Origin of the sequence: Vibrio sp. 10N.261.51.A4 (assembly GCF_041471945.1) — a bacterium.
In the GTDB taxonomy this organism is placed as follows: Bacteria; Pseudomonadota; Gammaproteobacteria; order Enterobacterales; family Vibrionaceae; genus Vibrio; species Vibrio crassostreae_C.
This window is the reverse complement of record NZ_JBFRPJ010000012.1, coordinates 91858-114690: the sequence shown is the minus strand read 5'-3', so window position 1 is coordinate 114690 and position 22833 is coordinate 91858. Positions and strand designations below refer to the sequence as shown.

Below are 22833 nucleotides of genomic sequence, written 5' to 3'. Positions count from 1 at the left end.
TATGAAAGAGCAAAAAGTCGTTATTATTGATACTGGTTGTGCCAACGTTTCATCGGTGAAGTTTGCGATTGAACGTCTGGGCTACGCAGTTGAAATTTCAAAAGAACCAGAAGTTGTTCTTGCTGCCGACAAGCTATTCCTACCCGGTGTAGGTACAGCAAGTGAGGCAATGAAGAACCTGCAAGAGCGTGACCTTGTTACCCTTGTCAAGCAAGTTGAGAAGCCTCTGCTGGGTATCTGTTTAGGTATGCAGCTGTTAGGCAAACTGTCTCAAGAGAAAGGTCAAAAGGCTGATGAGTTAGTTGAATGCCTAGGTTTGTGTGATGGCGAAGTTCGTTTACTTGAAACGGGCGACTTACCATTACCACACATGGGTTGGAACACAGTAACAGCAACGCCTAATCACCCGCTATTTAAAGACATTGAAGAAGGCGAATACTTCTACTTTGTTCATAGCTTCGCAATGCCAGTGGGTGACTACACAATCGCACAATGTGATTACGGTAATCCGTTCACTGCGGCGGTTCAAAGTGGCAATTATTATGGTGTTCAGTTCCACCCAGAGCGATCTTCGAAAGCTGGCTCTAAGCTGATTCAGAACTTCTTGGAATTGTAATAAGGATTAGGCAGCGGCTAACGTTGCCATATAAGGAATGTAAATGATTATTCCCGCGTTAGATTTAATTGAAGGCCAAGTAGTTCGCTTATTCCAAGGAGACTACGGGCAAGTAACAGAATACAAAGTAGACCCAGCAGAGCAGTTTAATCTGTACCACCAAGCTGGCGCTGGCTGGCTGCACCTTGTTGACTTAACGGGCGCAAAAGACACAACGGCTCGTCAGTTAGACTTGATTGCTAAGCTCCTTGCTAGCACGCCTGCGAACATCCAGATTGGTGGTGGCGTGCGTAACGAACAAGATGTCTTTGATCTGCTAGAAGCTGGCGCACAGCGCGTTGTGGTTGGTTCTACAGCCGTTAAGCAACCTGAGTTGGTGAAAGGTTGGATGGAGAAGTATGGCGCGGAAAAAATCGTGCTGGCTCTAGACATCAACATTGATGAAAGCGGCACACGTAAAGTGGCGATTTCAGGTTGGCAAGAAGATTCAGGTGTGACTATTGAAGCGCTGATTGAAGACTACCTCACGGTTGGCCTTAAACACGTGCTGTGTACCGATATTTCACGTGACGGCACGCTAGAAGGATCAAACGTAGAGCTCTATGTTGATCTTTGTAAGCAGTACCCACAAGTGCAATTCCAATCATCGGGCGGCATTGGCAGCCTAGCTGATATCGAAGCGCTTAAAGGCAGCGGTGTTGCGGGTGTGATTGTGGGTCGTGCGCTACTTGATGGCAAGTTTACCGCAGAGGAGGCATTTGCATGTTGGCAAAGCGAATAATCCCTTGTTTGGATGTCCGTGACGGACAAGTGGTTAAGGGCGTTCAGTTCCGTAACCACGAAATTATTGGTGACATCGTTCCGCTAGCACAACGCTATGCAGAAGAGGGCGCCGATGAATTGGTATTTTATGACATCACCGCATCAAGTGATGGCCGTGTGGTCGATAAAAGCTGGGTGAAACGCGTAGCTGAAGTGATCGATATCCCTTTCTGTGTCGCTGGTGGTATTAAATCAGCAGAAGATGCAGCGCGCATTCTTGAGTTTGGTGCGGATAAAGTGTCAATCAACTCACCGGCATTGGCTAATCCACAGCTGATTACTGACCTTGCTGATAAGTTTGGCGTTCAGTGTATCGTTGTCGGTATCGATTCATACTTCGACAAAGAAACCGGTAAATATCAGGTTTACCAATTTACAGGCGATGAAGCGCGTACTAAAGCAACCAAATGGGAAACCAAAGATTGGGTGCAGGAAGTACAGAAGCGTGGCGCAGGTGAGATTGTGTTAAACATGATGAACCAAGATGGCGTTCGTAACGGCTATGATATCGATCAGTTAAACATGGTGCGTGAAGTGTGTAATGTGCCATTGATTGCCTCTGGTGGAGCTGGTGCAATGGAGCACTTTGCTGAAGCTTATAAAAAGACCAACGTGGATGGAGCACTTGCGGCTTCGGTATTCCACAAACAAGTCATCAATATTGGTGAACTTAAACAGTATTTAAAACAACAAGATGTAGAGGTGCGACTATGAGTTTTGAACCCGTAAGCTTATCAAAAACAGAAGTAGGCGCATTGTCAGAGCGTATTAACTGGGAAAAAGTAGATGGCTTAGTGCCAGCGATTGTTCAAGATTACCAGTCAAGCCAAGTGCTAATGATGGGATACATGAACCCAGCCGCACTTGAGAAAACGGGTGAAACTGGCAATGTGACGTTTTTCTCTCGCACAAAAGAGCGTCTTTGGACGAAAGGTGAAACGTCGGGCAATGTATTGCAACTGCAAAACATCGCCTTGGACTGTGACAGCGACACCTTACTGGTTAAAGTTAATCCCATTGGTCCAACGTGCCACACAGGTACAACAACGTGTTGGGATGGAGACAAGCAAGAAGAGTCTCAGATGGTGTGGCTTCATCAGCTTGAGCAGCTATTGGCTGCCCGCAAGGACGCCGATCCTGAATCTTCTTATACTGCCAGTCTATATGCCCGTGGCACCAAGCGTATTTCGCAAAAAGTGGGCGAAGAAGGCGTTGAAGTCGCGCTTGCGGCGACGTCGGGCGATAAGGCGGAGTTAGTGTGTGAATCAGCAGATTTGATTTACCACCTAATGGTTCTTCTTCAAGACCAAGGCTTATCGATGGATGATGTGGTAAACAAGCTGAAAGAGCGTCATAAGTAAGCTCTCTTTAGATTAATAGAACCGCGTAAAAGACAGACAAAAGCCCCGCAAACAAACATGTTTACGGGGCTTTTTAGTTTTTTAATTTTCAAGATTTCTAAGCCCTACGTCACTTTTCTAACCTCTGACTTTGCGTCATTCCGAGGAGCCTAAGCGACATCAGGAATCTCTTCTCTCAATCTGACTTCTTAGTCGAACGAGTTACCCGCAGCACTTCTTGTATTTCTTACCACTGCCACAAATACACGGATCATTACGGCCGATTTTAAAGCTCTCAACGGTTTGATTTAAGCGTGGGTCAATTTCTGGTTGTGTAGTTTGTTCCTGCTCTGGGAAGGTACCATCAATGTAGTACCAAAGACCGTCTTCACGTATAAAGCGAGAGCGTTCTTGCATGCAGTATTGTGCGCCTTCTTCATTGAAGTAAGCTTTAAACTCAACAAAGCCTTCGTCTTGGTGCGAGCCTACCGCAGTATCGATGACTTCTAGTCCTGCCCAATCACTGTTGATAGATTCGGCAATGCCTTCTCTTTGTGCTTCTGCATTGCAGCTAGGGTGGTAAGTCGCAACAACATAGTCAACCAAACCCAGCACGTGTGCTGAATAACGAGAGCGCATTAATTGCTCTGGTGTTTCAACGGCACTGTGGTTAAGGTGCGCTGATTCACAGCACTGTTGGTAAGTATTGTTGCTACCGCATGGGCATAAAGACATAGTCAGGTCCTGTAAAAATGGCCTCTATTAAGAGGCCATAAATGAATGCGTGGGAGTTTACCAAGAAACGATCGCTCACCAAAGCTTAGTTTCTATTGAAACTATTAAAGCTATAGTACGAAGTATGTTATTTCAGGGCTGGAGCCAATAGCTCTTGGGCCCAAGTTGTCGCTTCGTCATAAGCTTGACCAAGTTGAGCTTCACTCAGTTTGAGAAGCTGGCGAATACGAGTCGCTTCATCCCAACGAGCTTGTTCATAAGCAACGACCATCGCCAATACAGCACCTAACACGCCTTTACGTTGGATAAGGGCCTGTTTAATCTCATCGTCGATTGGCACTGAGTCCAGTACTTGCTTCAACGGTTGGTCAAACAGTGAATCCAGTAGCGAGAACATACCGGTCAAAAAGGCTTGTCCTGGCTCAACCTTCACATTCATCTTCTCGACTAAGAGCTCACATTGACGCGCGCGTAATACCGCTAAACCGTAGAGTGAGTCCGGCTTGTCTTCTTTCGCTGATGCGATCGCCACAAGTGAAACGAACTTACGCAGCTTTTGTTCACCAAGGTAAATAAGCGCTTGGCGGAATGAACGAATCGTTGTTGGTGAACCGCCAGCGGAGTTTACGTAGGTAAGTAGCTTATACGACATGGTCACATCGAGCGTAATCAAACGCTCTACTTCACCAAAGTCGATAGGGTCGTGCGCAATCTCTTTTAACAGCTGAACAGTCGTCAGGAATGCCGGGTTGAGCGCACGCGTTTGGATCATCTCTGGCTTGCTAAAGAAATAACCTTGAAAGTAGGTGAAGCCTGCTTTTTTCGCTTCTTGGTATTCTTCGTACGTTTCTACTTTCTCAGCAAGGAACTTGATATCTAGCCCTTTGAGAGAGTTCATAAACATCGCTGCTTTGGCAATTGGCGTCAAACGGATATCGAACTTGATAATTGAAACGTAGGGTAAGAAGCGCTTCCAAGCTTTACTTGGCACAAAGTCGTCTAGCGCAATGGTATAACCCGCGTCAAAGATGGTTTTGATTGCTTCAAGTAATTCGTCTGTTGGTTCGCAGTCTTCAAGAACCTCAACAACGAGGCTTTCTTTGGGGAACAGAGTAGGGACTAAGTTGATTAGGCTTGCATATGGGAAGTTCACGAACCCAAGCTTATCACCCAACGTATTATAGTGGGTCGATAAGAAGTGATCGGAAAGCAAACGGCTAGTAGCGAGCTCCGGCTCTACTTCAGGGAAAGTGTTCTTAGGACCATCCCTGAATAGCAACTCGTAACCTATGGTTTTCTTGCCTGTGTCGAGTATTGGTTGACGCGCTACGTATGAATATTTCAACTTGGTACTGTGTTCGGTTTATTTCTGGTAGAGAGATAATAGCTAATTCACTAGAAATTACCATACACTTTCTAAGAAAGTCTGACCGACAATAATAATCAAAGTGAAAGTTTAAGCGTGATGTTAAAAGCTATTGCTAAACGCTCGATTCTGTAGTTCAAAACTTTGCGGCGTGAACACCAGCACTGAGCCTTGCGTATACCAATCGCCAAGTACGATACGGGTTTTAGTGCAATTGTTAGCATTAAATGTATGGATGTCTGGGCGGTGAGTATGGCCGTGGATCATCAGATCGACATTGTTTCGTTCCATCACATCTTCGACTTCTTGCTGTGTCACATCCATGATGTCGAGAGACTTGGTCTGCTTGTCATCTTTGATATCTGATTGAACCTTTGAAACAATTTTCTTCTTGATGAAAAATGGAATTCGGTTGAAGACCCATTGTAACCATGGCTGATGCACTTTTTCGCGAAAGGCGAGGTACTTTACATCTTCAGTACATAGAGTGTCTCCATGCAATACTACCGCTTTTTGCCCGTAGATATCGATCGTAGAAACTTCGTCGAGAAGTTGTACGCCCGTTTGCTTAGCAAATTTTTTGCCGACTAAGAAGTCGCGGTTCCCTTGAGTAAAGTAACAAGGCACGCCTGTTTTCACTAAGTCGATAAACGCTTGGCGGATAGAAGTCGCGAATTCACTCTTATCATCGTCACCAATCCAGAATTCGAAAAGGTCACCTAATACGTAAAGTGCATCCGCTTCTACGGCTTCTTTCTTCATAAAGGTTAAGAAGCAGTCTGTGATGTCTTGTCGTGACGGAGAAAGGTGCAGATCTGATATAAAATATGTTTTCATAGGTCTAAAAAAAGGGAGCGATTCGCTCCCTATATCCTGATTTTATCGGCTCATCAATACTAACCGAAAGCGATGAATTAAGCTTCGATTGTAGTACCAGTGATGATCACTTCTTCTAGAGGTACATCTTGGTGCATACCCATAGAACCAGTGCTAACACCTTTAATCTTGTTTACGATGTCCATGCCTTCAACAACTTCTGCGAATACACAGTAGCCCCAACCGTCTAGGCTTTCGCTACGGAAGTTTAGGAAAGAGTTGTCGTTAACGTTGATGAAGAACTGAGAGCTGGCTGAATGCGGTTCCATAGTACGAGCCATTGCTAGCGTACCAACTTTGTTCGCTAGACCGTTGTTTGCTTCGTTCTTGATCGTTGCACGAGTTGCCTTTTCTTTAAGGCCAGAAGTCATGCCGCCGCCTTGAATCATGAAACCATCGATAACACGGTGGAATAGTGTGTTGTCGTAGAAACCGTCACGGCAATACTGTAGAAAGTTTGCGCTTGTTTCTGGTGCTTTTTCTTCGTTAAGTTGAACTTTGATATCACCAAAATTTGTGTGAAGGATGATCATGATTGTTACCTTACTGTCTTTTTAATATGAAGTTCGAATTCTAGCGCATGTTGGCGGACTTTCAAATCATCAAATCATTCACTTAACTCAGATGTTTAAAGTAATTCCTGCTTTTGGGGATTACCTATTAAGGTATGACTTGTTATACTGCGAGCTTATTTTGATTAATCCATAAAATAGATAGAGATCATGCTGAAGATATATAACACGCTCACAAGACAGAAAGAGGAATTCAAACCAATTACAGCTGGCAAAGTCGGCATGTATGTCTGTGGGGTAACCATATACGATCTCTGTCATATTGGTCATGGTCGTACGTTCGTTTCTTTCGACGTAGTAACTCGTTACCTTCGTTACCTTGGTTACGATTTGAACTTCGTTCGTAACATCACAGATATCGATGACAAAATCATCAAGCGCGCTAACGAAAACGGTGAGTCTTGTGACTCTCTGACTGAGCGTTTAATCGGTGAGATGCACGCTGACTTTGATGCATTGAACATGAAGCGTCCAGATGTTGAGCCTCGTGCGACAGAATACATCACTGAAATCATCGAGCTTGTTGAAAAGCTGATTGAACGTGGTTTCGCATACGTTGCAAGCAACGGCGACGTGATGTTTGAAGTAAAGAAATTCGACGAATACGGTAAGCTTTCTAAGCAAGACCTTGATCAGCTTCAAGCGGGTGCTCGCGTTGATGTTGAATCTGCAAAACGTAGTCCATTAGACTTCGTTCTTTGGAAGATGTCTAAACCAGGTGAACCTACATGGGAATCGCCATGGGGCCCGGGTCGTCCAGGTTGGCACATCGAATGTTCAGCAATGAACTCGTCTATTCTTGGTAACCACTTCGATATCCACGGTGGTGGTTCAGATCTGCAGTTCCCTCACCACGAAAACGAAATCGCACAGTCTTGCTGCGCGCACGGCACTCAGTATGTAAATACTTGGATGCACAGTGGTATGGTGATGGTAGACAAAGAAAAGATGTCTAAGTCACTAGGTAACTTCTTCACTATCCGTGACGTTCTAGCACATTACGATGCTGAAACGGTACGTTACTTCCTAATGTCTGGTCACTACCGTAGCCAGCTAAACTACAGCGAAGATAACCTAAACCAAGCTCGCGCATCACTAGAGCGTCTATACACGTCACTTCGTGGTCTAGACCTTACAGCAGCTCCTGCTGGTGGCGAAGAGTACGTGACTCGATTCTCTACAGCGATGAACGATGATTTCAACACACCTGAAGCTTATTCAGTACTGTTTGAAATGGCTCGTGAAATCAACCGTATCAAGCCTGAAAGCATTGAAAGAGCAAGCGGACTTGGTGCACTGATGCGTGAACTAGCAGACATCATCGGTATTCTTCACCAAGAGCCAGAAGCCTTCCTACAAGGCGATGCGGCAGGTAACGGCGACGAAGTGGCTGAAATCGAAGCGTTGATCAAACTGCGTAACGATTCTCGTGCTTCAAAGGATTGGGCAAACGCCGATCTTGCACGTGATAAGCTAAACGAGTTGGGTATTGTTCTGGAAGATGGCCCAGAAGGTACGACTTGGCGTCGTAAGTAAATCTTATAAAAAGGGCTGATTTTCAGCCCTTTTTTCTAGCACGAATTCTCTATTTTCACCTTTTCTATCTTCAACTTTTAATTAACAGGAATATTTCTGTGGCTCAGATGTATTTTTATTACTCGGCAATGAATGCGGGTAAATCAACAACGCTTCTTCAATCTTCATTCAACTACCAAGAACGTGGCATGACGCCAGTGATCTTTACGGCAGCGTTGGACGATCGCTATGGTATCGGTAAAGTGAGCTCACGAATTGGTCTGCAATCTGAAGCTCAGCTGTTTAAAAATGACACCAACATGTTTGATGCGATCAAAAAGCTCAATGAGGAAGAAAAGCGTCATTGTGTGTTGATCGATGAGTGCCAATTTTTATCGAAGGAGCAGGTGTACCAATTAACAGAGGTGGTTGATAAGCTGCATATCCCAGTACTTTGTTACGGCCTACGTACCGATTTCTTGGGTGAACTGTTTGAAGGTAGCCGTTACTTACTGTCTTGGGCAGATAAACTTGTTGAGCTTAAAACAATTTGTCACTGTGGCCGTAAAGCGAACATGGTCATTCGTACCGACGAGCATGGTGTGGCGATTGCTGAAGGTGACCAAGTAGCTATTGGTGGTAACGATAAATACGTTTCTGTTTGCCGTCTGCACTACAAAGAAGCGTTAGGTAAATAAGCTGACCTACAGATGCTGACATTGCTAACGCGAAAGAACGAAAAACGGTGACCAAGTGTCACCGTTTTTGTTTATTGGGCCTGTGTTTTGCTTTCTTCCAAGCCGAGCTTTTACTTTGTTCAAAATCTAACTTTTGCTTATTCGAAACCGAGCTTCTTCAATGCTTGATAGGCGTGGTCAACGTCGTCGGGGATCGGCATCTCAATCTGAAAGCCTTTCGCTGGGTAGATTTTGATTCGCTCATAATCAGCAATTAATGCGCCTAACACCATGTCTAACGGTAGCTCTTCGTTAAAGTAATCATCCCAAGTTTGCCATCGTGACGTCACGGTAATCTCGGAAGTTTCGTCAGGCCACTGTTTACTGAAGGTGGCGTAGGTACGTTTCTCCATGAAGGGCTTCTGAACTAAGGTTAACCTCTTCGGCGATAACCCTTTTTCTGTCAGCAACTCATGAGTGAATCGTACATTTTCCCCAGTATTTGTCGCGTGTTTCTCTATGATAATGTCAGAGTCAGGCACACCACAATCTCGTGCGATAGAAGCGAATGCTTCTGCTTCTGAGCGCTCAAAGCTTCCTTCGGTAAAGCGTCCAACACCGCCAGAAAAAACGATGTAAGGCGCGACCTTTTGGTGATAAAGCTCGGCTGCATATTCAGCGACGCGAGTATCGTTGCTACACAATACAAAGATACAGTCGGAAGGCGTAACCTTGTGACCCATAGACATAAAGTTCCAAAGGGTGTCGACTGAGCGATGCAGTTTTATGTTGGGATCTTTGTTAGCTATAGATTGTTCAGTCATGAAGTGCGTCCAGTGTGGATTCGAATTTAAATGAATAACCTAAGTCGAGAATCTTCTTCGAAGAGATTAACTTGTCTGGGGTATCAACAACAGCGGGCAGAGGCTCACTGCTGTTGGCGCTTTTCAGTGCCGCGGCATAAAACTCCGCCTTACTGACTGTATTTGGTGTGGTCACGTTAACTATTTCATTGTGCAGTTGACTGATAGCGAAATCGACAGCACCAATTGCATCATCAAGGTGCAGCATGTTGGCTGGAGCTTGAGTGCTGACTTGTTTTAACTTGCTTGCGAAGCGTGATGGGTGACGGCTTGGGCCGATTAAGCCACTAAAGCGAAGAATGGTGTAGTCGATACCGGAATCAATCACTGACTGTTCAGCTTGCAGCATGATTCGTGCGTTATCGGAAAATAAAGACGCGTGCTCGTTATCTGAGGTCGAAAGGGGGAGTGATGCATCCAGCTCGTTCAGCACACCCGGCTTAGTTGGGTATACCGTAGTTGAACTAACCATAATGAGCTTTTTAATGTTGGCCTTTTGGCATGCATTGGTGAGTTGCTGCCAGTAGTCGGCATACTCTTGTCCTGCTCCTTTTCTAAAGCCAGGAGGGAAGCTGCCAATCACAATTTCAGTGTTGTTTTCGAGTAACAATGAATAGAGTCGCCCGATAGTCTGTTGTGGATCGGATGAATCAAAGCTAAACACTTCACATGGAATTTGTTCGCTACCAATGGCATCTGCTCCCGCTTGGGTCGTTTTCGTGACCACTACTCGGTTACCATGTTTTTCTAAATGTTCAGATAAAGGTGCACCTACCCATCCTGCACCGACAATAAATATAGAAGCCATGTGTTCCTCACAACTGCAAATGACGAATTTACAATAAGCCTAACAAAGCTTTGCCCAAAAATGAAAAAACTCCACGGCCGAAGCAAGTGGAGTTTTTACTAGAACAATGGAGCTTTAGTTTAGTACGCGAAGAAGCTTGTCTGCGCGCTCTGCCATCTCGATACCTTCATCTGTTAGGTAACCGCCGTCTGGCTGAGTACAAAGGTTTTTTTCGAATAGGCGCTTAACAGCGTCTTGAGTTTCTTGAGCAGCCTCTTGATGGACTTTAATTCCAGTAGCTGCACTACTTACATCAAATTGAAGAAGGAGGTTTAAATCAGCAATATGTTCAGCGTTGTACTTCATAATTAACCTATATATTCATAACGTTCTCTACCTTCACCTTAGTGCGCATTCTCGGCTCAGGCAATAGCAAATAAAGAGAATTGATAAGTGATACCAAATTGATTGATTAATCATCGAGTGATGAGTTTATTTTGGTTATATTGGGTGATTTGCACCCACTTAAATCATCAGTGATGTTTATTGCTAAGTGGTTGTAATATATTGTGACTAGAAATAATTTGCATTGAGCGAATATTGTATAAAAAGGATATGCATAAGTGAGAGCGAACAAAGTAGCATTAACGATCAGTATGCTATTTGCTATCTCAGGTTGTCAAAGCACACCCTCAGAGCAGACAGACGCGAACCAAACCACAAACAACAATAATGAATCGACAATAGAGGTCCGTTCATTTCAGTCTGTCCAAAGCGTTTACTCCGAATGGGAAGTTAAGCTTGAAGATCATGATCAATTGTCTCTCTATGCACCAGAGAATTACAATGAACTATTAGACGCATGGGATGATGCTGAAAGCATTTATGCGGACTTACTTAAAGACGAAACTCGGATAACCAAGAGTTACTCCATTTTTTCGAGCCTAACTTACGCTGAAGCCTTCGATGAAAAAATCGCTTTGATCAAATCAAACTATGACTCGATCTTAGTGTTAAAGAAGAAGGCTGATCGAGTACTCGCGGATTCGATTGTCCAAATGGATTACCTGAAGTTTCTTGGCGCAGATACCATGTTTACCTCGAGCTACAAACGTTTGTATTCAGAATACAGCGAGTTGTTCGAGTATGTGCTGGTCGATGAGCTTGAATACGCTCAAGAAGCGCAGGTGGAATTTCTTAACAATGCTCGCTTATTAGAAGTTAAAGTGGCGCATAAGAAATACATCGAACCTTTGAAGAACGAATTAGAGTTCTTGGAAGATGAAGATTTTGATGACGTTGCTCCGCTTACCTTTGCTAAGGCAGCATCTCAAATTGCGTTGGCCGAAAGCCAAGTGAAAGCTAGCCCTCGTGAAAAGTCGATCATTGAAGACGCGGTTCACGCTGCAGAGTTTGAATTGAACCACGTGCGCAGTGTCGCTCATGAAGTCAAAGTGCTGGCGAGCGTAAAAGGCGACCAGTTCGAACAGTCGGTTTTGAATGCCGAGAACCAGCTACTGAGCATTTCACAAATCGTTAATGATGAAGATTACCGTGATGTTGGTTTACGTCAGCAATCACAGAAGATAGTAGCGAGTGTTAAGGCGTTAAAAAGCTCTGATATGACAGGGCTTTTAAAGTCAGAGATTGAAACTTTGACTGAGCAATTGGCTAAGCTGGAGTCTGAAAACCAGAAGCAAGCGCAGCAACTGTCTGAAGCAACCAAGCACAGTGAGTTGCTCGGTGAGCAGATTACCAAGAGTGATGCTCACATTAAAAGCTTAGAAGAGTTAGTGGATAGTTTGAAAAGCTTAGGTGGCAAAGTTGCCAACGAAAGTGACTCTGGTGTGATGTCCCCGGCTGTTGAATCTACTCTAGAGGATTCAACCCTAGAACAATCATCAGAAGAAGTGATTGAACCTTCGGTTTAGCATCACTAATTTCTTTATTTGTGATTGAGTTAAAAGCGCCTTAGGGCGCTTTTTTACGTTCTGTTGATCTATGTCAAAATCTAGAAATAAAAGCGCTCTGTGAGCCATTTTAGTGTACGTTATTCTTTTGGTTTTAACGTAACTTGTTGATATTTATAGGTGTGTTATTTTCTATGCTGATAACTAATCATTCAGCAGAGTTTTCTTTTTACTACTAAAGTCGTATGAATTTGGAATAACTCGGACTATTTGCTTTCAACAAGGCTGTTAGAGCTATTTTGTGCCTAAAATAGCTCTTGAATTCAGAAATGAAAGAGAGGATTATCGCGCTCCCGACGACATGTTTCAAAATGTAAATCATCATGAATCTAAACCAATTTGACTCATTATTACCGCCACAAATGGCTGAGCGCGCTGCAGATATTGGCGTAGGTAAAGCAACCAAAGATCCAATCAAATCTTTTCTCCTAGCGATTTCCGCTGGCATACACATCGGTATTGCGTTTGTGTTCTACACCATCGTAACGACTGGTGCTGGTGATTTGCCTTGGGGTATTACTCGCCTATTAGGTGGCCTTGCATTTAGCTTGGGTTTAATTCTCGTTGTTGTTACCGGTGGTGAGCTATTTACCAGTTCGGTGCTGACTCTGGTTGCTCGTGCAAGTGGCAAGATTAGTTGGCGCACGCTCGTTAAGAACTGGGCTACAGTTTATGTAGGTAACTTGATTGGCGCATTGCTGCTGGTGGCTTGTATGTTACTGACCAAACAGTACATGTTCGACCACGGTCAAGTGGGTTTGAATGCAATGGCGATCTCCCAACATAAGATGCACCACGATTTTATCCAAGCTATCGCGCTCGGCATCATGTGTAATGTATTGGTTTGTATCGCGGTATGGATGACGTTTAGTGGACGCACACTGACTGACAAAATTGCGGTAATGATTTTGCCTGTTGCGATGTTCGTATCGGCTGGTTTCGAGCACTGTATTGCGAATATGTTCCAAGTGCCTTTAGCTATCGGCATCAAAACATTTGCTCCGGCTGAATTTTGGACAATGACAGGCGCTAACCCAGCGGACTATGTTGATCTGAACATGGCGGACTTTTTGATGAACAACTTGCTGCCCGTTACCATCGGTAACATCATTGGCGGCGGTATCTTTGTTGGCATGTGGTACTGGTTGATCTACCTACGTGACTAATAAAGGTGGCGCTATCGACAAAGATGGCGTGACTAACTCAGTTGACGAGATGAGTTAAGGCGCAGTGAAAACACTGAACTGACTTATGACATTTACAAGACGGTCTGCATTGCAGGCCGTTTTTTATTTGTGGAAAACCTACTTCTTCATCTCTCTAATGATCATCTGAGTACGCAACAGCGCTGATTACCATGTGTGTATATGTCTTTGAAATCACCCAAAGATCAAAGGCGATGATCTTCCCTTGGGTCGAAATGGACAAAAAAGGATCTATATTGATTTGGTTATCCACAGTTTCTGTGGATAACCTGTCTCAAATTCAGTGAGTAACCAGATCTAAGTGGAGCAGGGAGGCTATTTCGAAGGCTGTATTTGAGCGAGAACTCGCCCTTCTTTGGTTAAAGATGTCTTCAATGAGAGGTGAAGTGCAAGTGCTAAAGAGCAGCTCATCATCACGAAAATCGCCAGCATGATCATCAGTTGATACTTAATCGCGATCATCGGTGAAGCACCACCTAAGATCTGTCCAGTCATCATTCCCGGCAGCGTTACTAAGCCTGTGGTTGCCATAGAGGCCATGATAGGGGACATCGCTTTCTGTATTGCATTACGTACAAAAGGCGCAGCAGCATAAGTAGGAGACGCGCCTAACGCGATTGCTGCTTCATATTCTGATTTCTGTGTTTCAAAGGCACCAAACAGGTTCTGCAATGCCACGATATTACTGCTTAAGCTATTACCCAATAACATCCCTGCGATTGGGATAAGGTACTGCGCGTTAAAAACCGGTGTCGGCTTAATGATGAAAAAGCAGATGAACAAGACAATAGGTACACAAGTTACCGCAAGGCTAACGGCGACAGGAGCCAAAAGTAGGTTTCTTGGCAGTCTAGATTTTTCAACAATCGAGCTTGCACCGACGATAATCATAGTAAATAACCACAGCAAATTGACCCAAAAACTATTCAAAGTGAACAAGTATTCTAGGTAAAGTCCCACCAGAAATAGCTGAATAACCATACGAATGATGCTGATAGAAGCCTCTTTGCCAAGGCCGAGTTTTAACTTGTGGTTGATGGTAATGGGTAGCAAGAGAAGTGAGCTGAAGAACAATAACTGCCACCAAGATATATCAATAACGTCTTGCATAATGTTTCCTTTTAAGTAGGTCCCCATCATATCTGAAAGTGCCAAATGATGCATTTCAGCTTCTCAGCCGTTGCTTTAAAAAATACTCAATAATTTAACAATCAAACCACAAAATATTGGTTTTTTGAGGCATTTTTGGCTACTACTTAGTAGGTAAAACGTTAAAATTGGTTACAATAAGGTTGCGCAGGTGTTGGAATTTAACATTTGTGAAATATACTTAATTCTTCACATTTGTTAATACTTTTTAATAACTTTGTTTAACTAAAAACAACTTTGGATGAGCTCAAAAAAGTATTGATTAGCAAGGGTTATAACGGGAGATTTGATTGAACCCTACTTTGAGTATGGTCTAAAATTTGTCGTTAGATACTTAAGAACTTTAGCCCCATAGAATGGGTTACTCGAAATTACTAAATACAAAATAGGCAAAATGTATGAGTGATGTTAATAAAATTGAAACTAGCGAAAAACATTCGCTGGAGTGGAAGTCTTTCCTCTTCATCGCGGTGGTTCTCTTCCCAATATTAAGTGTGGCTTTTGTAGGCGGTTACGGCTTCCTAGTTTGGGCACTGCAAGTGTTTGTATTCGGACCTCCAGGTGCTCACGGCGGCATGTAATGCCCTCTAGTAACAACATTTTTTAAAATCAATATTTAAGAGAGCTAAACATGAAATCATTTTTAGTTAAATTATGGCGCACAATGACTCGCCCAGCAGTACACATCAGTCTTGGTGTACTAACTATGGGTGGCTTTATCGCCGGTGTTATTTTCTGGGGCGGTTTTAACACAGCTCTAGAGCACACAAATACAGAAGAATTCTGTGTAAGCTGTCACACCATGCGTGACAACGTATACGTAGAACTACAAGAAACGGTTCACTGGAAAAACACTTCTGGTGTACGTGCTACTTGTCCTGACTGTCACGTTCCACATGAATGGACAGCAAAAATCGCTCGTAAGATGCAAGCTTCTAAAGAAGTATTCGCTCAAGTATTTGGTGACCTAGATACGCCTGAGAAATTCGAAGCTCGTCGTATCGAACTGGCTAAACACGAATGGGATCGCTTCTCTTCGAACAAATCTCTAGAGTGTAAAAACTGCCACAACTACGATTCAATGGATTTCGAAAACATGCGCCCAACAGCGCGTATCCAGATGAAGAACGCGGCAGAGCGTGATCAAAGCTGTGTTGACTGTCACAAAGGTATTGCTCACAACCTTCCATTAGATATGGCATCAGCGAGCGGTATTGTTGGCGAGCTAGAAAACGTAGCAAGCAGCACATCTTACGCAAATGGTTCAGACGTGATCTCTATTCGTCACCTACCAATGTACACAGATGAAACAGCTGAAGTTGAAGCGGGTCTATTAAGCCCTGCAAGTAAAGTTGCGGTTATCGACGAAAAAGGCGATATGATCAAGATTCAAATCGACGGTTGGCGTAAAGCGAAAGGCTTCGGACGTGTAATCCAAGAAGACTTCGGTATGAACATCTCAACTGCAATCTTGACGAAAGATGTATCTCAAAGTGACGTTATCACTGTTGGTGAGAAGAAAGAAGATGAGCTTACTGGCCTTCCATGGGAAGAAGTTAACCTAGCACTTTGGATGAAGAAAGAGTCTATGGTTGATAACTTCGATCCAATCTGGAACGCAGCGGGTCAAGCGTACCAATCTAACTGTTCAACGTGTCACTCACAGCCAGATGAAGCTCACTTCAGCGCTAACGGTTGGGTAGGCATGCTAGATGGTATGATTGCATTCGTTAACTTCGATACAGATACAGAAGCACTGGTTCTTAAGTATCTACAGAAGCACTCATCAGATTTTTCTGAAGGCCATCACTAATAAGACGTCAATTGGAGTAACACAATGGCAATTACAAGAAGAAGTTTTCTGAAAGGTGTCGCTACTACAAGTGCGGCATCGGTTATCGGTCCAAGCTTATTGGCGTCGGCATCAGCGTCTGCTGCAGAAACAGACGGCGCGTGGAAAGTCTCTGGTTCTCACTGGGGTGCATTCCGAGCTCGCGTTTACGCGGGTAAAGTACAAGAAATTAAACCTCTAGAAATCGATCAGCACCCAACTGAGATGTTGAAAGGTATTAAAGGTATTATCTACAGCCCATCACGTGTGCGTTACCCTATGGTTCGCCTAGATTGGTTGAAGAAGCATAAATACAGCGCAGACACACGTGGTAACAACCGCTTTATTCGTGTGACTTGGGATGAGGCACTAGACCTTGTTTACCGCGAGCTAGAGCGCGTACAGAAAGATTACGGTCCATGGGCGCTTCACACAGGTCAAACTGGTTGGAGACAAACAGGTCAGTTCCATAGCTGTACTAACCACATGCAACGTGCAATGGCACTTCACGGTTACTCTGTGAAGAAAATCGGTGACTACTCAACAGGTGCTGGTCAAACGATCATGCCTTACGTGCTAGGTTCTACTGAAGTTTACGCACAAGGTACATCTTGGGAACTTATCCTAGAAAACAGTGACAACATTGTTCTTTGGGGTAACGATCCAGTTAAAAACCTTCAAGTAGGTTGGACATGTGAGACTCACGAGTCGTTCGCATACCTAGAACAGCTGAAAGAAAAAGTTGCTAAGAAAGAGATCAACGTTGTTTCTGTTGACCCTGTTAAAAACAAAACAGGTCGTTACCTAGAAAACGAGCAAATGTACATCAACCCACAAACTGATGTGGCGTTCATGCTTGGTGTTGCTCACGTTCTTTACAACGAAGGCCTATACGACAAGAAGTTCATCGAAACTTACTGTCTAGGTTTTGAAGATTTCATCAAGTACGTTCAAGGTGAAACGAAAGACAGAGTTGAGAAGACGCCAGAATGGGCTTCTGCTATCTGTGGCGCAAGCGCGGACTCTATTCGTGACTTCGCTAAGATGCTGGTTAACGGTCGTACACAGATTCTTGTTGGTTGGAGTATCCAACGTCAAGAGCACGGTGAACAACCTTACTGGATGTGTGCAGTTATCGCAGCAATGGTTGGCCAAATTGGTCTACCGGGCGGTGGTATCTCTTACGGTCACCACTACTCTGGTATCGGTGTATCTTCAACTGGCTTCGCTGCTCCGGGTTCTTTCCCGCTGAACATCGACCAAGGTCAATCACCTAAGTACACCAACACAGATTACAACGGCTACAGCCGCGTAATCCCAGTTGCTCGTTGGGTTGATAGCTTGCTAGAGCCTGGTAAGAAGATCAAAGCGAATGGTTCAACGGTAACACTACCTGATATCAAGATGATGGTATTTAGTGGTAACAACCCGTGGCACCACCACCAAGATCGCAACAAGATGCGTAAAGCATTCAAGAGCCTACAAACTGTAGTGGCTGTTGATTTTGCTTGGACTGCAACTTGTCGTCACTCTGACATCGTGCTTCCTGCATGTACTCAGTGGGAACGAAACGATATTGATGGTTATGGCGCATACTCTGGCCGTGGTTTGATCGCAATGCACAAGCTAGTGGATCCTCTGTTCCAGTCTAAGACTGACTTCGAGATCATGTCTAGCCTAACTAAGCGTTGGGGTCGTTACGACGATTACACGCGTGGTATGGACGAAATGCAGTGGGTTAAATCACTGTACGACGAATGTCGCGCTTCAAATGAAGGCAGCTTTGAAATGCCTGAATTTGCTGAGTTCTGGGAGAAAGGTTTCCTAGACTTCGGTAAAGGTAAGCCATGGACTCGTCACGCTTCATTCCGTGAAGATCCAGAGATCAACGCACTAGGTACACCTTCTGGTTTCATCGAAATCACAAGCCGTACTGTTGGCAATATGGGCTACGAGCACTGTCAAGAACACCCAATGTGGTTCGAGAAATCTGAACGTTCACACGGTGGTCCAGGCTCTGACAAACACCCGTACTGGCTACAATCTTGTCACCCAGACAAGCGTCTTCACTCTCAGATGTGTGAATCTGAAGAGTGGCGTGCGACTTACGCGGTACAAGGCCGTGAGCCAATCTACATCAACCCAGTAGATGCTAAGAAGAAAGGCATCAAAGATGGCGATGTAGTACGTGTGTTCAACGACCGTGGTCAACTACTAGCGGGTGCTGTTCTAATGGATAGCTATGCTCCTGGTGTTGTTCGTATCGAAGAAGGTGCTTGGTACGGTCCGATCAACGAGAAAGTGGGCGCGCTAGATACATACGGCGATCCAAACACACTGACTCAAGATATCGGTACGTCTGAACTTGCTCAAGCAACGTCAGCAAACACATGTTTGGTTGATTTCGAGAAGTTCCAAGGCAAACTGCCTCCAGTAACTTCATTCGGTGGTCCAATCGAAGTTTCTTAAGTCTTGTCTTAAGAACCAAGATTAAAGCTTGAATTAAAGCCCCTGTAAGCACTCTTACAGGGGCTTTTTGTATTTTTGATATCAGTGTTGGTGTTTCTAAATAAGCATTATACAGGGCTAATAGAGGGCGTTTTTGAGACAGGCTGTAACGCGCTGTTTGAGAGAGGTGGTAGAAGCAGTGAAGCAGGAAGGGAATGTAAAAAGAACCTGTGGAAAGACTTAAGCAGGCGGAAACAAAAAGGCCGATACAAAGTACCGACCTTACAGAAGCCTATGGAGTTAACTCTACTCAAGTTAGATCTCAAATATAAACCAGTAGCTATAAGCACAGATTAGTGCGGGCACACTAGAGTATAAGGTCGCGACCAGTGCCGCTTTGGGAGCCATCGCAATCGCAGGGAATAGCGCGTCACCATCATTTGAAATTGCGTTACCTACCTGAGCCGAAAGTGGCAGGGCGCCTGAAAGGTATAAGCTAGTGACCAATAATTGCGGTCCACAGCCCGGTAGCAAACCCATCAACACGCCAGCCAGGGGGAGCATGATGCCCCAGCTTGAGAATAGCGTCGCAAAATCAACATTTGCTATCACAGAGCCAAATTCAAAGAAAAGAAAGGCAACCACAACCCACGCTGTCACAAAGTTGGTGTCTTGAGCGGTTTTTTGCAGTGGATGTGAGCCTAAACATTTCTCATCTTCACTTACTGCTGATTTGTAATCTTCAATTTCCCGAGTGAGGCCCCATAGAAACATCGAGCTAATCAATAAAATTGTTCCCGCCCATTCCATCGACATTTCAGGCAACGCGAGTAACTCGTTTACATCGACTTGAAAAGAGCCAAGTAGAGCTACTGCAGCGCCGGGAATAATCAGCACTGACCATAGGTAACCTTGCAGGTTGATCGCCTTTTTAGAGACGGATTCTTTGTCTTGGGATTGAGATGAGCAACTGTGAACGGCTTCATTTTTCTCTGCTTTTTTTGGGCGTAAGAAGTCGTCTGCGTGAAACAAGTTAATGATTCGGCCTGACGCAGTACCCACGATCACGCCCATCGCCATCATGGCTAAACCTGTCTTAGGCTCGCTCGCTATGAGCAGGAAGGCCGCATCACCCATGGTTGAGACGAGCACAGCAACAACTGCGCCGAATCCGAGTTTGCCCGAGATAAATTGTGTGGTAACCACTATCGCACCGCCACAGCCGGGCAACGCGCCCATGAGAGCCGCGAATACCACTTGGTTTGAACGAGATTGATGGACGAGCTTATTGAAGACGTTATCTTTGTTTATGTACAGACTTAACCAGTGGTAAATAGCCAAGGTTAAAGCAACATAACAAGACACTGCCCAAAACGCGTCTGACAAAGTAGTCACCGTCAGCTCTCGTGTAGCTGGGGCTGCAACCAAAGCTGCAAGTGAGACAGGCAAAAGCAGGCGCTTAAATGACAGTGAAAACTGAGTTGTTTTCGCAGCACTACTGCTTGGCAAAAAAGAGATTAGTCGATCCATAGGTGTTACTCAAAATTAGTGGCTTAAGATAAATATATACGAATGATAATAATTATCAATTGCATTTGTTGTTTTTTTATCTATTGTTACTATTGGCTAAACCCACGAAACATGACCAATCTAAAAAAATGAGGTAAAGTATGGCTAATAAAGAGAGGCTCTAAAGGTAGAGTCATAATTGTTAGTGTAATAGGAAGAAACATGATTTTAGTTGTTGGTCACAAAAACCCTGATAGTGACAGTATTTGTAGTGCGTTAGTTGCAACTGAGCTTCTTAAGGCTCGTGGCGAGGAAGCGACACCAATTCGCCAAGGCGAGATCAACCGCGAAACTCAACACATTCTAGAAGTCGCTGGTGCTGAAAAGCCAGAGCTTCGTACTTCTGTTGCTGGTGAGAAAATCTGGCTAGTAGACTACTCAGATCTAGCACAAGCACCAGATGATGTTGCTGATGCAGAGATCGTAGGTATTGTTGATCACCACCGTCTAGGCGACGTGATGACAGTAAACCCAATGGAAGCTTGGATCTGGCCTGTTGGTTGTACAAACACTGTACTTTTCAACATGTTCAAGATTGAAGGTCACGCAATCTCTCAACAAATCGCTAAACTAATGATGTCTGCAATTCTTTCAGACACAGTTGGTTTCGCTTCTCCAACATGTACTCAAAAAGACAAAGACGCGGTTGCTGAGCTTGCTGAAATTGCTGGCGTAACTGACGTTGATGCATTCATCAAAGCGCTTCTAATCGCAAAAACAAACATCGAAGGCCTATCTGCTGCACAGCTAGTAGAAAAAGACCTTAAAGGCTACCCATTCAACGGTCGTGATGTTGTTGTTGGTCAAGTTGAACTTGCGACTCTTGAGCAAGTAGACGGCATGATCGAAGCGCTAGAAGCTGATCTTGAAGAGCGTTGTGAGAAAGACGGTCTAGCGTTCGCTGCGGTAATGCTAACAGATATCACTACTGCTCAAACTCGTCTTCTATACAAAGGTGAGTGGGCTGAGAAATTGGTTAAGCACGAGAAAGGCGGCGTATTAATGATGGAAAATACACTAAGCCGTAAGAAGCAAGGCTGGCCTTGGCTACAAGGTGAGCTTGTTTAATCAAGTCGCTTAATATTAAACGCCTGCTTATTTAGCAGGCGTTTTTCTTTGAAGTAGACTTTCTTCTTCATCGATAATGTTTGAAGTTAACAACACTCGGCATAAAATAGCTTTAAGAGCAAAGTTACTGACTAAAGTAGGAAATTAAGATGACTACACAGCTAGACGATAAAAAAATCGCTGAAATCAACAAGTATACGGGCGAGCAACGCCTGAAATACTGTGTGAAAGAAATCGTAGCAAACCGTGAAGTATGGATCTTAACCGATGAACACGGTTGTGTAATGCTGAACACAGAAGATGAAGATTGTGTTCCAGTATGGCCAAACCAAGAGTTCGCAGAATCATGGGCAACGGGTGATTGGTCTGAGTGTAAAGCTGAGTCTATTTCGTTGAACAAATGGCACAGTCGCTGGACGAACGGTCTAGAAGACGACGAACTTGCTGTTGTAGTATTCCCGAACGAGCAAGAAGAAGGCGTTATCTTGTTCCCGGATGAGTTCGACTTCGAATTGAAAAAGCAGGCAGCTAAGCGCTAGTTCTTTCGTAATACAGTAACATCGTAAGTCAGCGTTGCCTTTCTTAGGCAGCGCTATCATTCAATTATCCCATCTAAGTTACTTCCAACGTATATTCGTCAATACCCAATCAACTGATACAAAGGCGCTTGCTGTGCGGCTTTAGAAGCTTGCTGAAGCACACCTGTTTTGCTGTATCTCTTGAGTATCTTTCGAACGATAGGTTTTACTTCAGATTTTGTCATTCCAGCTTTCAATTCTGGTTCATACAGCAATTGCAGTAGCACTACGTCTAACGGCGATAATAAGTCTTCTGGCGTGTGGTCGTTGAAAATAGAAGGGTAGGCTTTATCTGAATCATTCGGCAGGCCTAGAACTTGTGTGATCTCTTCCACGATACAGGCGACCAGCTTACCTCGCGATCTTGCCTGATCAACCGGGATTACAATCCCAGCGTATACAATCTCGCCTTTAGAATTGGTTCTATAGCCCGCCGTGCAGATGGCTCTATTTAAATGTTGAGTTGATTTGAGCTTGAGCACCGATTTCGCCTCAGATACCCACTGGCTCTGCCTTGTGTATATCCATTTAACGTTCGCTTCGGACTCTTTACTGACGATTGTTATTGGATGTTGGGTGACTTCAGATAAGTGTTTGATATGAAGCTCTGTGATCTCTTGATGCAGTTCCTCATCGCCCACTCGATGATCGATCCAAATCTTGATCGGTTGTTTCCACTTGGCGAGCGGTTTGTTGCCTTGGGAGTATTCGTGTTGAAGCGCGACGTTATAAAAGGCAGTTTCGACGAAGCTTCTATCTAGCCATGTGAGCGGTGTGCTTGTCGCGTTAAAGGACAACAGCACCAACAAGAGGGGAAGCATTGAAGCTGTTCGATACATACTTTTC

General features: G+C 44.3%; 23 protein-coding genes. 13 read left to right on the top strand and 10 right to left on the bottom strand.

Going from position 1 to position 22833, the window contains the following annotated elements; genetic code table 11:
- Nucleotide 1 precedes the first annotated feature (1 nt).
- The 4 genes from hisH to hisIE are packed head-to-tail and all read left to right on the top strand — an operon-like array spanning nt 2 to nt 2799.
- A complete protein-coding gene (gene hisH / locus AB4384_RS04160; RefSeq protein ID WP_017060268.1) occupies nt 2-616 on the top strand; it encodes an imidazole glycerol phosphate synthase subunit HisH in 615 nt (204 codons plus the stop codon).
- Nucleotides 617-659: 43 nt separating this feature from the next.
- Entirely contained in the window at nt 660-1397 is a 738-nt protein-coding gene (gene hisA, locus AB4384_RS04155) for a 1-(5-phosphoribosyl)-5-[(5-phosphoribosylamino)methylideneamino]imidazole-4-carboxamide isomerase (protein WP_372128940.1), read from the top strand.
- Nucleotides 1379-2152, top strand: coding sequence for an imidazole glycerol phosphate synthase subunit HisF (gene hisF, locus AB4384_RS04150; protein ID WP_017060270.1), 774 nt, complete (start codon nt 1379-1381; stop codon nt 2150-2152). Before hisA ends, hisF begins: the two co-directional genes overlap by 19 nt.
- On the top strand, nt 2149-2799 hold the full coding sequence (gene hisIE, locus AB4384_RS04145; protein WP_017060271.1) for a bifunctional phosphoribosyl-AMP cyclohydrolase/phosphoribosyl-ATP diphosphatase HisIE: 651 nt from the start codon (nt 2149-2151) through the stop codon (nt 2797-2799). Before hisF ends, hisIE begins: the two co-directional genes overlap by 4 nt.
- Nucleotides 2800-3000: 201 nt before the next feature.
- Here the strand turns inward: hisIE and AB4384_RS04140 are convergent, their stop codons facing one another.
- The 4 genes from AB4384_RS04140 to AB4384_RS04125 form a co-directional block, all read right to left on the bottom strand.
- Nucleotides 3001-3513, bottom strand: a complete 513-nt coding sequence (locus AB4384_RS04140) for a YchJ family protein (RefSeq protein ID WP_102319771.1) — start codon at nt 3511-3513, stop codon at nt 3001-3003.
- 127 nt (nt 3514-3640) lie between these two features.
- Complete coding sequence (locus tag AB4384_RS04135; protein WP_102319772.1) at nt 3641-4858, bottom strand: EAL and HDOD domain-containing protein; 1218 nt, start codon at nt 4856-4858, stop codon at nt 3641-3643.
- A 123-nt stretch (nt 4859-4981) separates the two neighbouring features.
- Nucleotides 4982-5716, bottom strand: coding sequence for a UDP-2,3-diacylglucosamine diphosphatase (lpxH, locus tag AB4384_RS04130; protein ID WP_065675744.1), 735 nt, complete (start codon nt 5714-5716; stop codon nt 4982-4984).
- 77 nt (nt 5717-5793) lie between these two features.
- A complete protein-coding gene (locus tag AB4384_RS04125; RefSeq protein ID WP_017060275.1) occupies nt 5794-6288 on the bottom strand; it encodes a peptidylprolyl isomerase in 495 nt (164 codons plus the stop codon).
- A 189-nt stretch (nt 6289-6477) separates the two neighbouring features.
- Here AB4384_RS04125 and cysS point away from each other — a divergent pair, with 189 nt between their 5' ends.
- Nucleotides 6478-7863 carry a cysteine--tRNA ligase gene (gene cysS, locus AB4384_RS04120; protein ID WP_102319773.1) on the top strand — a complete coding sequence of 462 codons (1386 nt, stop codon included), beginning with the start codon at nt 6478-6480 and terminating at the stop codon, nt 7861-7863.
- 98 nt (nt 7864-7961) lie between these two features.
- On the top strand, nt 7962-8540 hold the full coding sequence (locus tag AB4384_RS04115) for a thymidine kinase (protein WP_017060277.1): 579 nt from the start codon (nt 7962-7964) through the stop codon (nt 8538-8540).
- 137 nt (nt 8541-8677) lie between these two features.
- On the opposite strand, the gene AB4384_RS04110 is transcribed toward AB4384_RS04115, so the two are convergent.
- From AB4384_RS04110 to AB4384_RS04100, 3 genes are all read right to left on the bottom strand, one after another.
- Nucleotides 8678-9343 carry a YdcF family protein gene (locus AB4384_RS04110; protein WP_102319774.1) on the bottom strand — a complete coding sequence of 222 codons (666 nt, stop codon included), beginning with the start codon at nt 9341-9343 and terminating at the stop codon, nt 8678-8680.
- Nucleotides 9336-10190 (bottom strand): NAD(P)H-binding protein, encoded by an 855-nt coding sequence (locus tag AB4384_RS04105; RefSeq protein WP_017060279.1) that lies wholly within the window; start codon nt 10188-10190, stop codon nt 9336-9338. The genes AB4384_RS04110 and AB4384_RS04105 overlap by 8 nt, the downstream gene beginning before the upstream one ends.
- A 114-nt stretch (nt 10191-10304) precedes the next feature.
- Complete coding sequence (locus AB4384_RS04100) at nt 10305-10535, bottom strand: TIGR02647 family protein (RefSeq protein ID WP_017060280.1); 231 nt, start codon at nt 10533-10535, stop codon at nt 10305-10307.
- A gap of 257 nt (nt 10536-10792) precedes the next feature.
- Here AB4384_RS04100 and AB4384_RS04095 point away from each other — a divergent pair, with 257 nt between their 5' ends.
- Nucleotides 10793-12100: an ATPase gene (locus AB4384_RS04095; RefSeq protein ID WP_372128937.1), complete on the top strand. Its 1308-nt coding sequence runs from the start codon at nt 10793-10795 to the stop codon at nt 12098-12100.
- A 362-nt stretch (nt 12101-12462) separates the two neighbouring features.
- Nucleotides 12463-13305: a formate transporter FocA gene (gene focA, locus AB4384_RS04090; protein ID WP_017060282.1), complete on the top strand. Its 843-nt coding sequence runs from the start codon at nt 12463-12465 to the stop codon at nt 13303-13305.
- A 354-nt stretch (nt 13306-13659) separates the two neighbouring features.
- Here the strand turns inward: focA and AB4384_RS04085 are convergent, their stop codons facing one another.
- Nucleotides 13660-14454: an ABC transporter permease gene (locus AB4384_RS04085; protein WP_372128935.1), complete on the bottom strand. Its 795-nt coding sequence runs from the start codon at nt 14452-14454 to the stop codon at nt 13660-13662.
- Between the two features lie 437 nt (nt 14455-14891).
- Here AB4384_RS04085 and torE point away from each other — a divergent pair, with 437 nt between their 5' ends.
- The 3 genes from torE to torA are packed head-to-tail and all read left to right on the top strand — an operon-like array spanning nt 14892 to nt 18793.
- Nucleotides 14892-15074 carry a trimethylamine N-oxide reductase system protein TorE gene (gene torE, locus AB4384_RS04080; RefSeq protein WP_017060298.1) on the top strand — a complete coding sequence of 61 codons (183 nt, stop codon included), beginning with the start codon at nt 14892-14894 and terminating at the stop codon, nt 15072-15074.
- Nucleotides 15075-15124: 50 nt separating this feature from the next.
- Entirely contained in the window at nt 15125-16306 is a 1182-nt protein-coding gene (gene torC, locus AB4384_RS04075) for a pentaheme c-type cytochrome TorC (RefSeq protein WP_102320261.1), read from the top strand.
- 24 nt (nt 16307-16330) lie between these two features.
- Nucleotides 16331-18793, top strand: a complete 2463-nt coding sequence (torA, locus tag AB4384_RS04070; protein WP_102320260.1) for a trimethylamine-N-oxide reductase TorA — start codon at nt 16331-16333, stop codon at nt 18791-18793.
- 294 nt (nt 18794-19087) lie between these two features.
- On the opposite strand, the gene AB4384_RS04065 is transcribed toward torA, so the two are convergent.
- Nucleotides 19088-20302, bottom strand: a complete 1215-nt coding sequence (locus AB4384_RS04065) for a putative manganese transporter (RefSeq protein ID WP_102320259.1) — start codon at nt 20300-20302, stop codon at nt 19088-19090.
- 201 nt (nt 20303-20503) lie between these two features.
- Here AB4384_RS04065 and AB4384_RS04060 point away from each other — a divergent pair, with 201 nt between their 5' ends.
- Entirely contained in the window at nt 20504-21409 is a 906-nt protein-coding gene (locus AB4384_RS04060) for a manganese-dependent inorganic pyrophosphatase (protein WP_017065328.1), read from the top strand.
- Between the two features lie 149 nt (nt 21410-21558).
- Nucleotides 21559-21948, top strand: coding sequence for a DUF2750 domain-containing protein (locus AB4384_RS04055; protein ID WP_004734596.1), 390 nt, complete (start codon nt 21559-21561; stop codon nt 21946-21948).
- Between the two features lie 98 nt (nt 21949-22046).
- Here AB4384_RS04055 and AB4384_RS04050 read toward each other — a convergent pair whose 3' ends face one another.
- Nucleotides 22047-22826 carry a DUF2927 domain-containing protein gene (locus tag AB4384_RS04050; protein WP_102320258.1) on the bottom strand — a complete coding sequence of 260 codons (780 nt, stop codon included), beginning with the start codon at nt 22824-22826 and terminating at the stop codon, nt 22047-22049.
- Nucleotides 22827-22833: the final 7 nt, after the last annotated feature.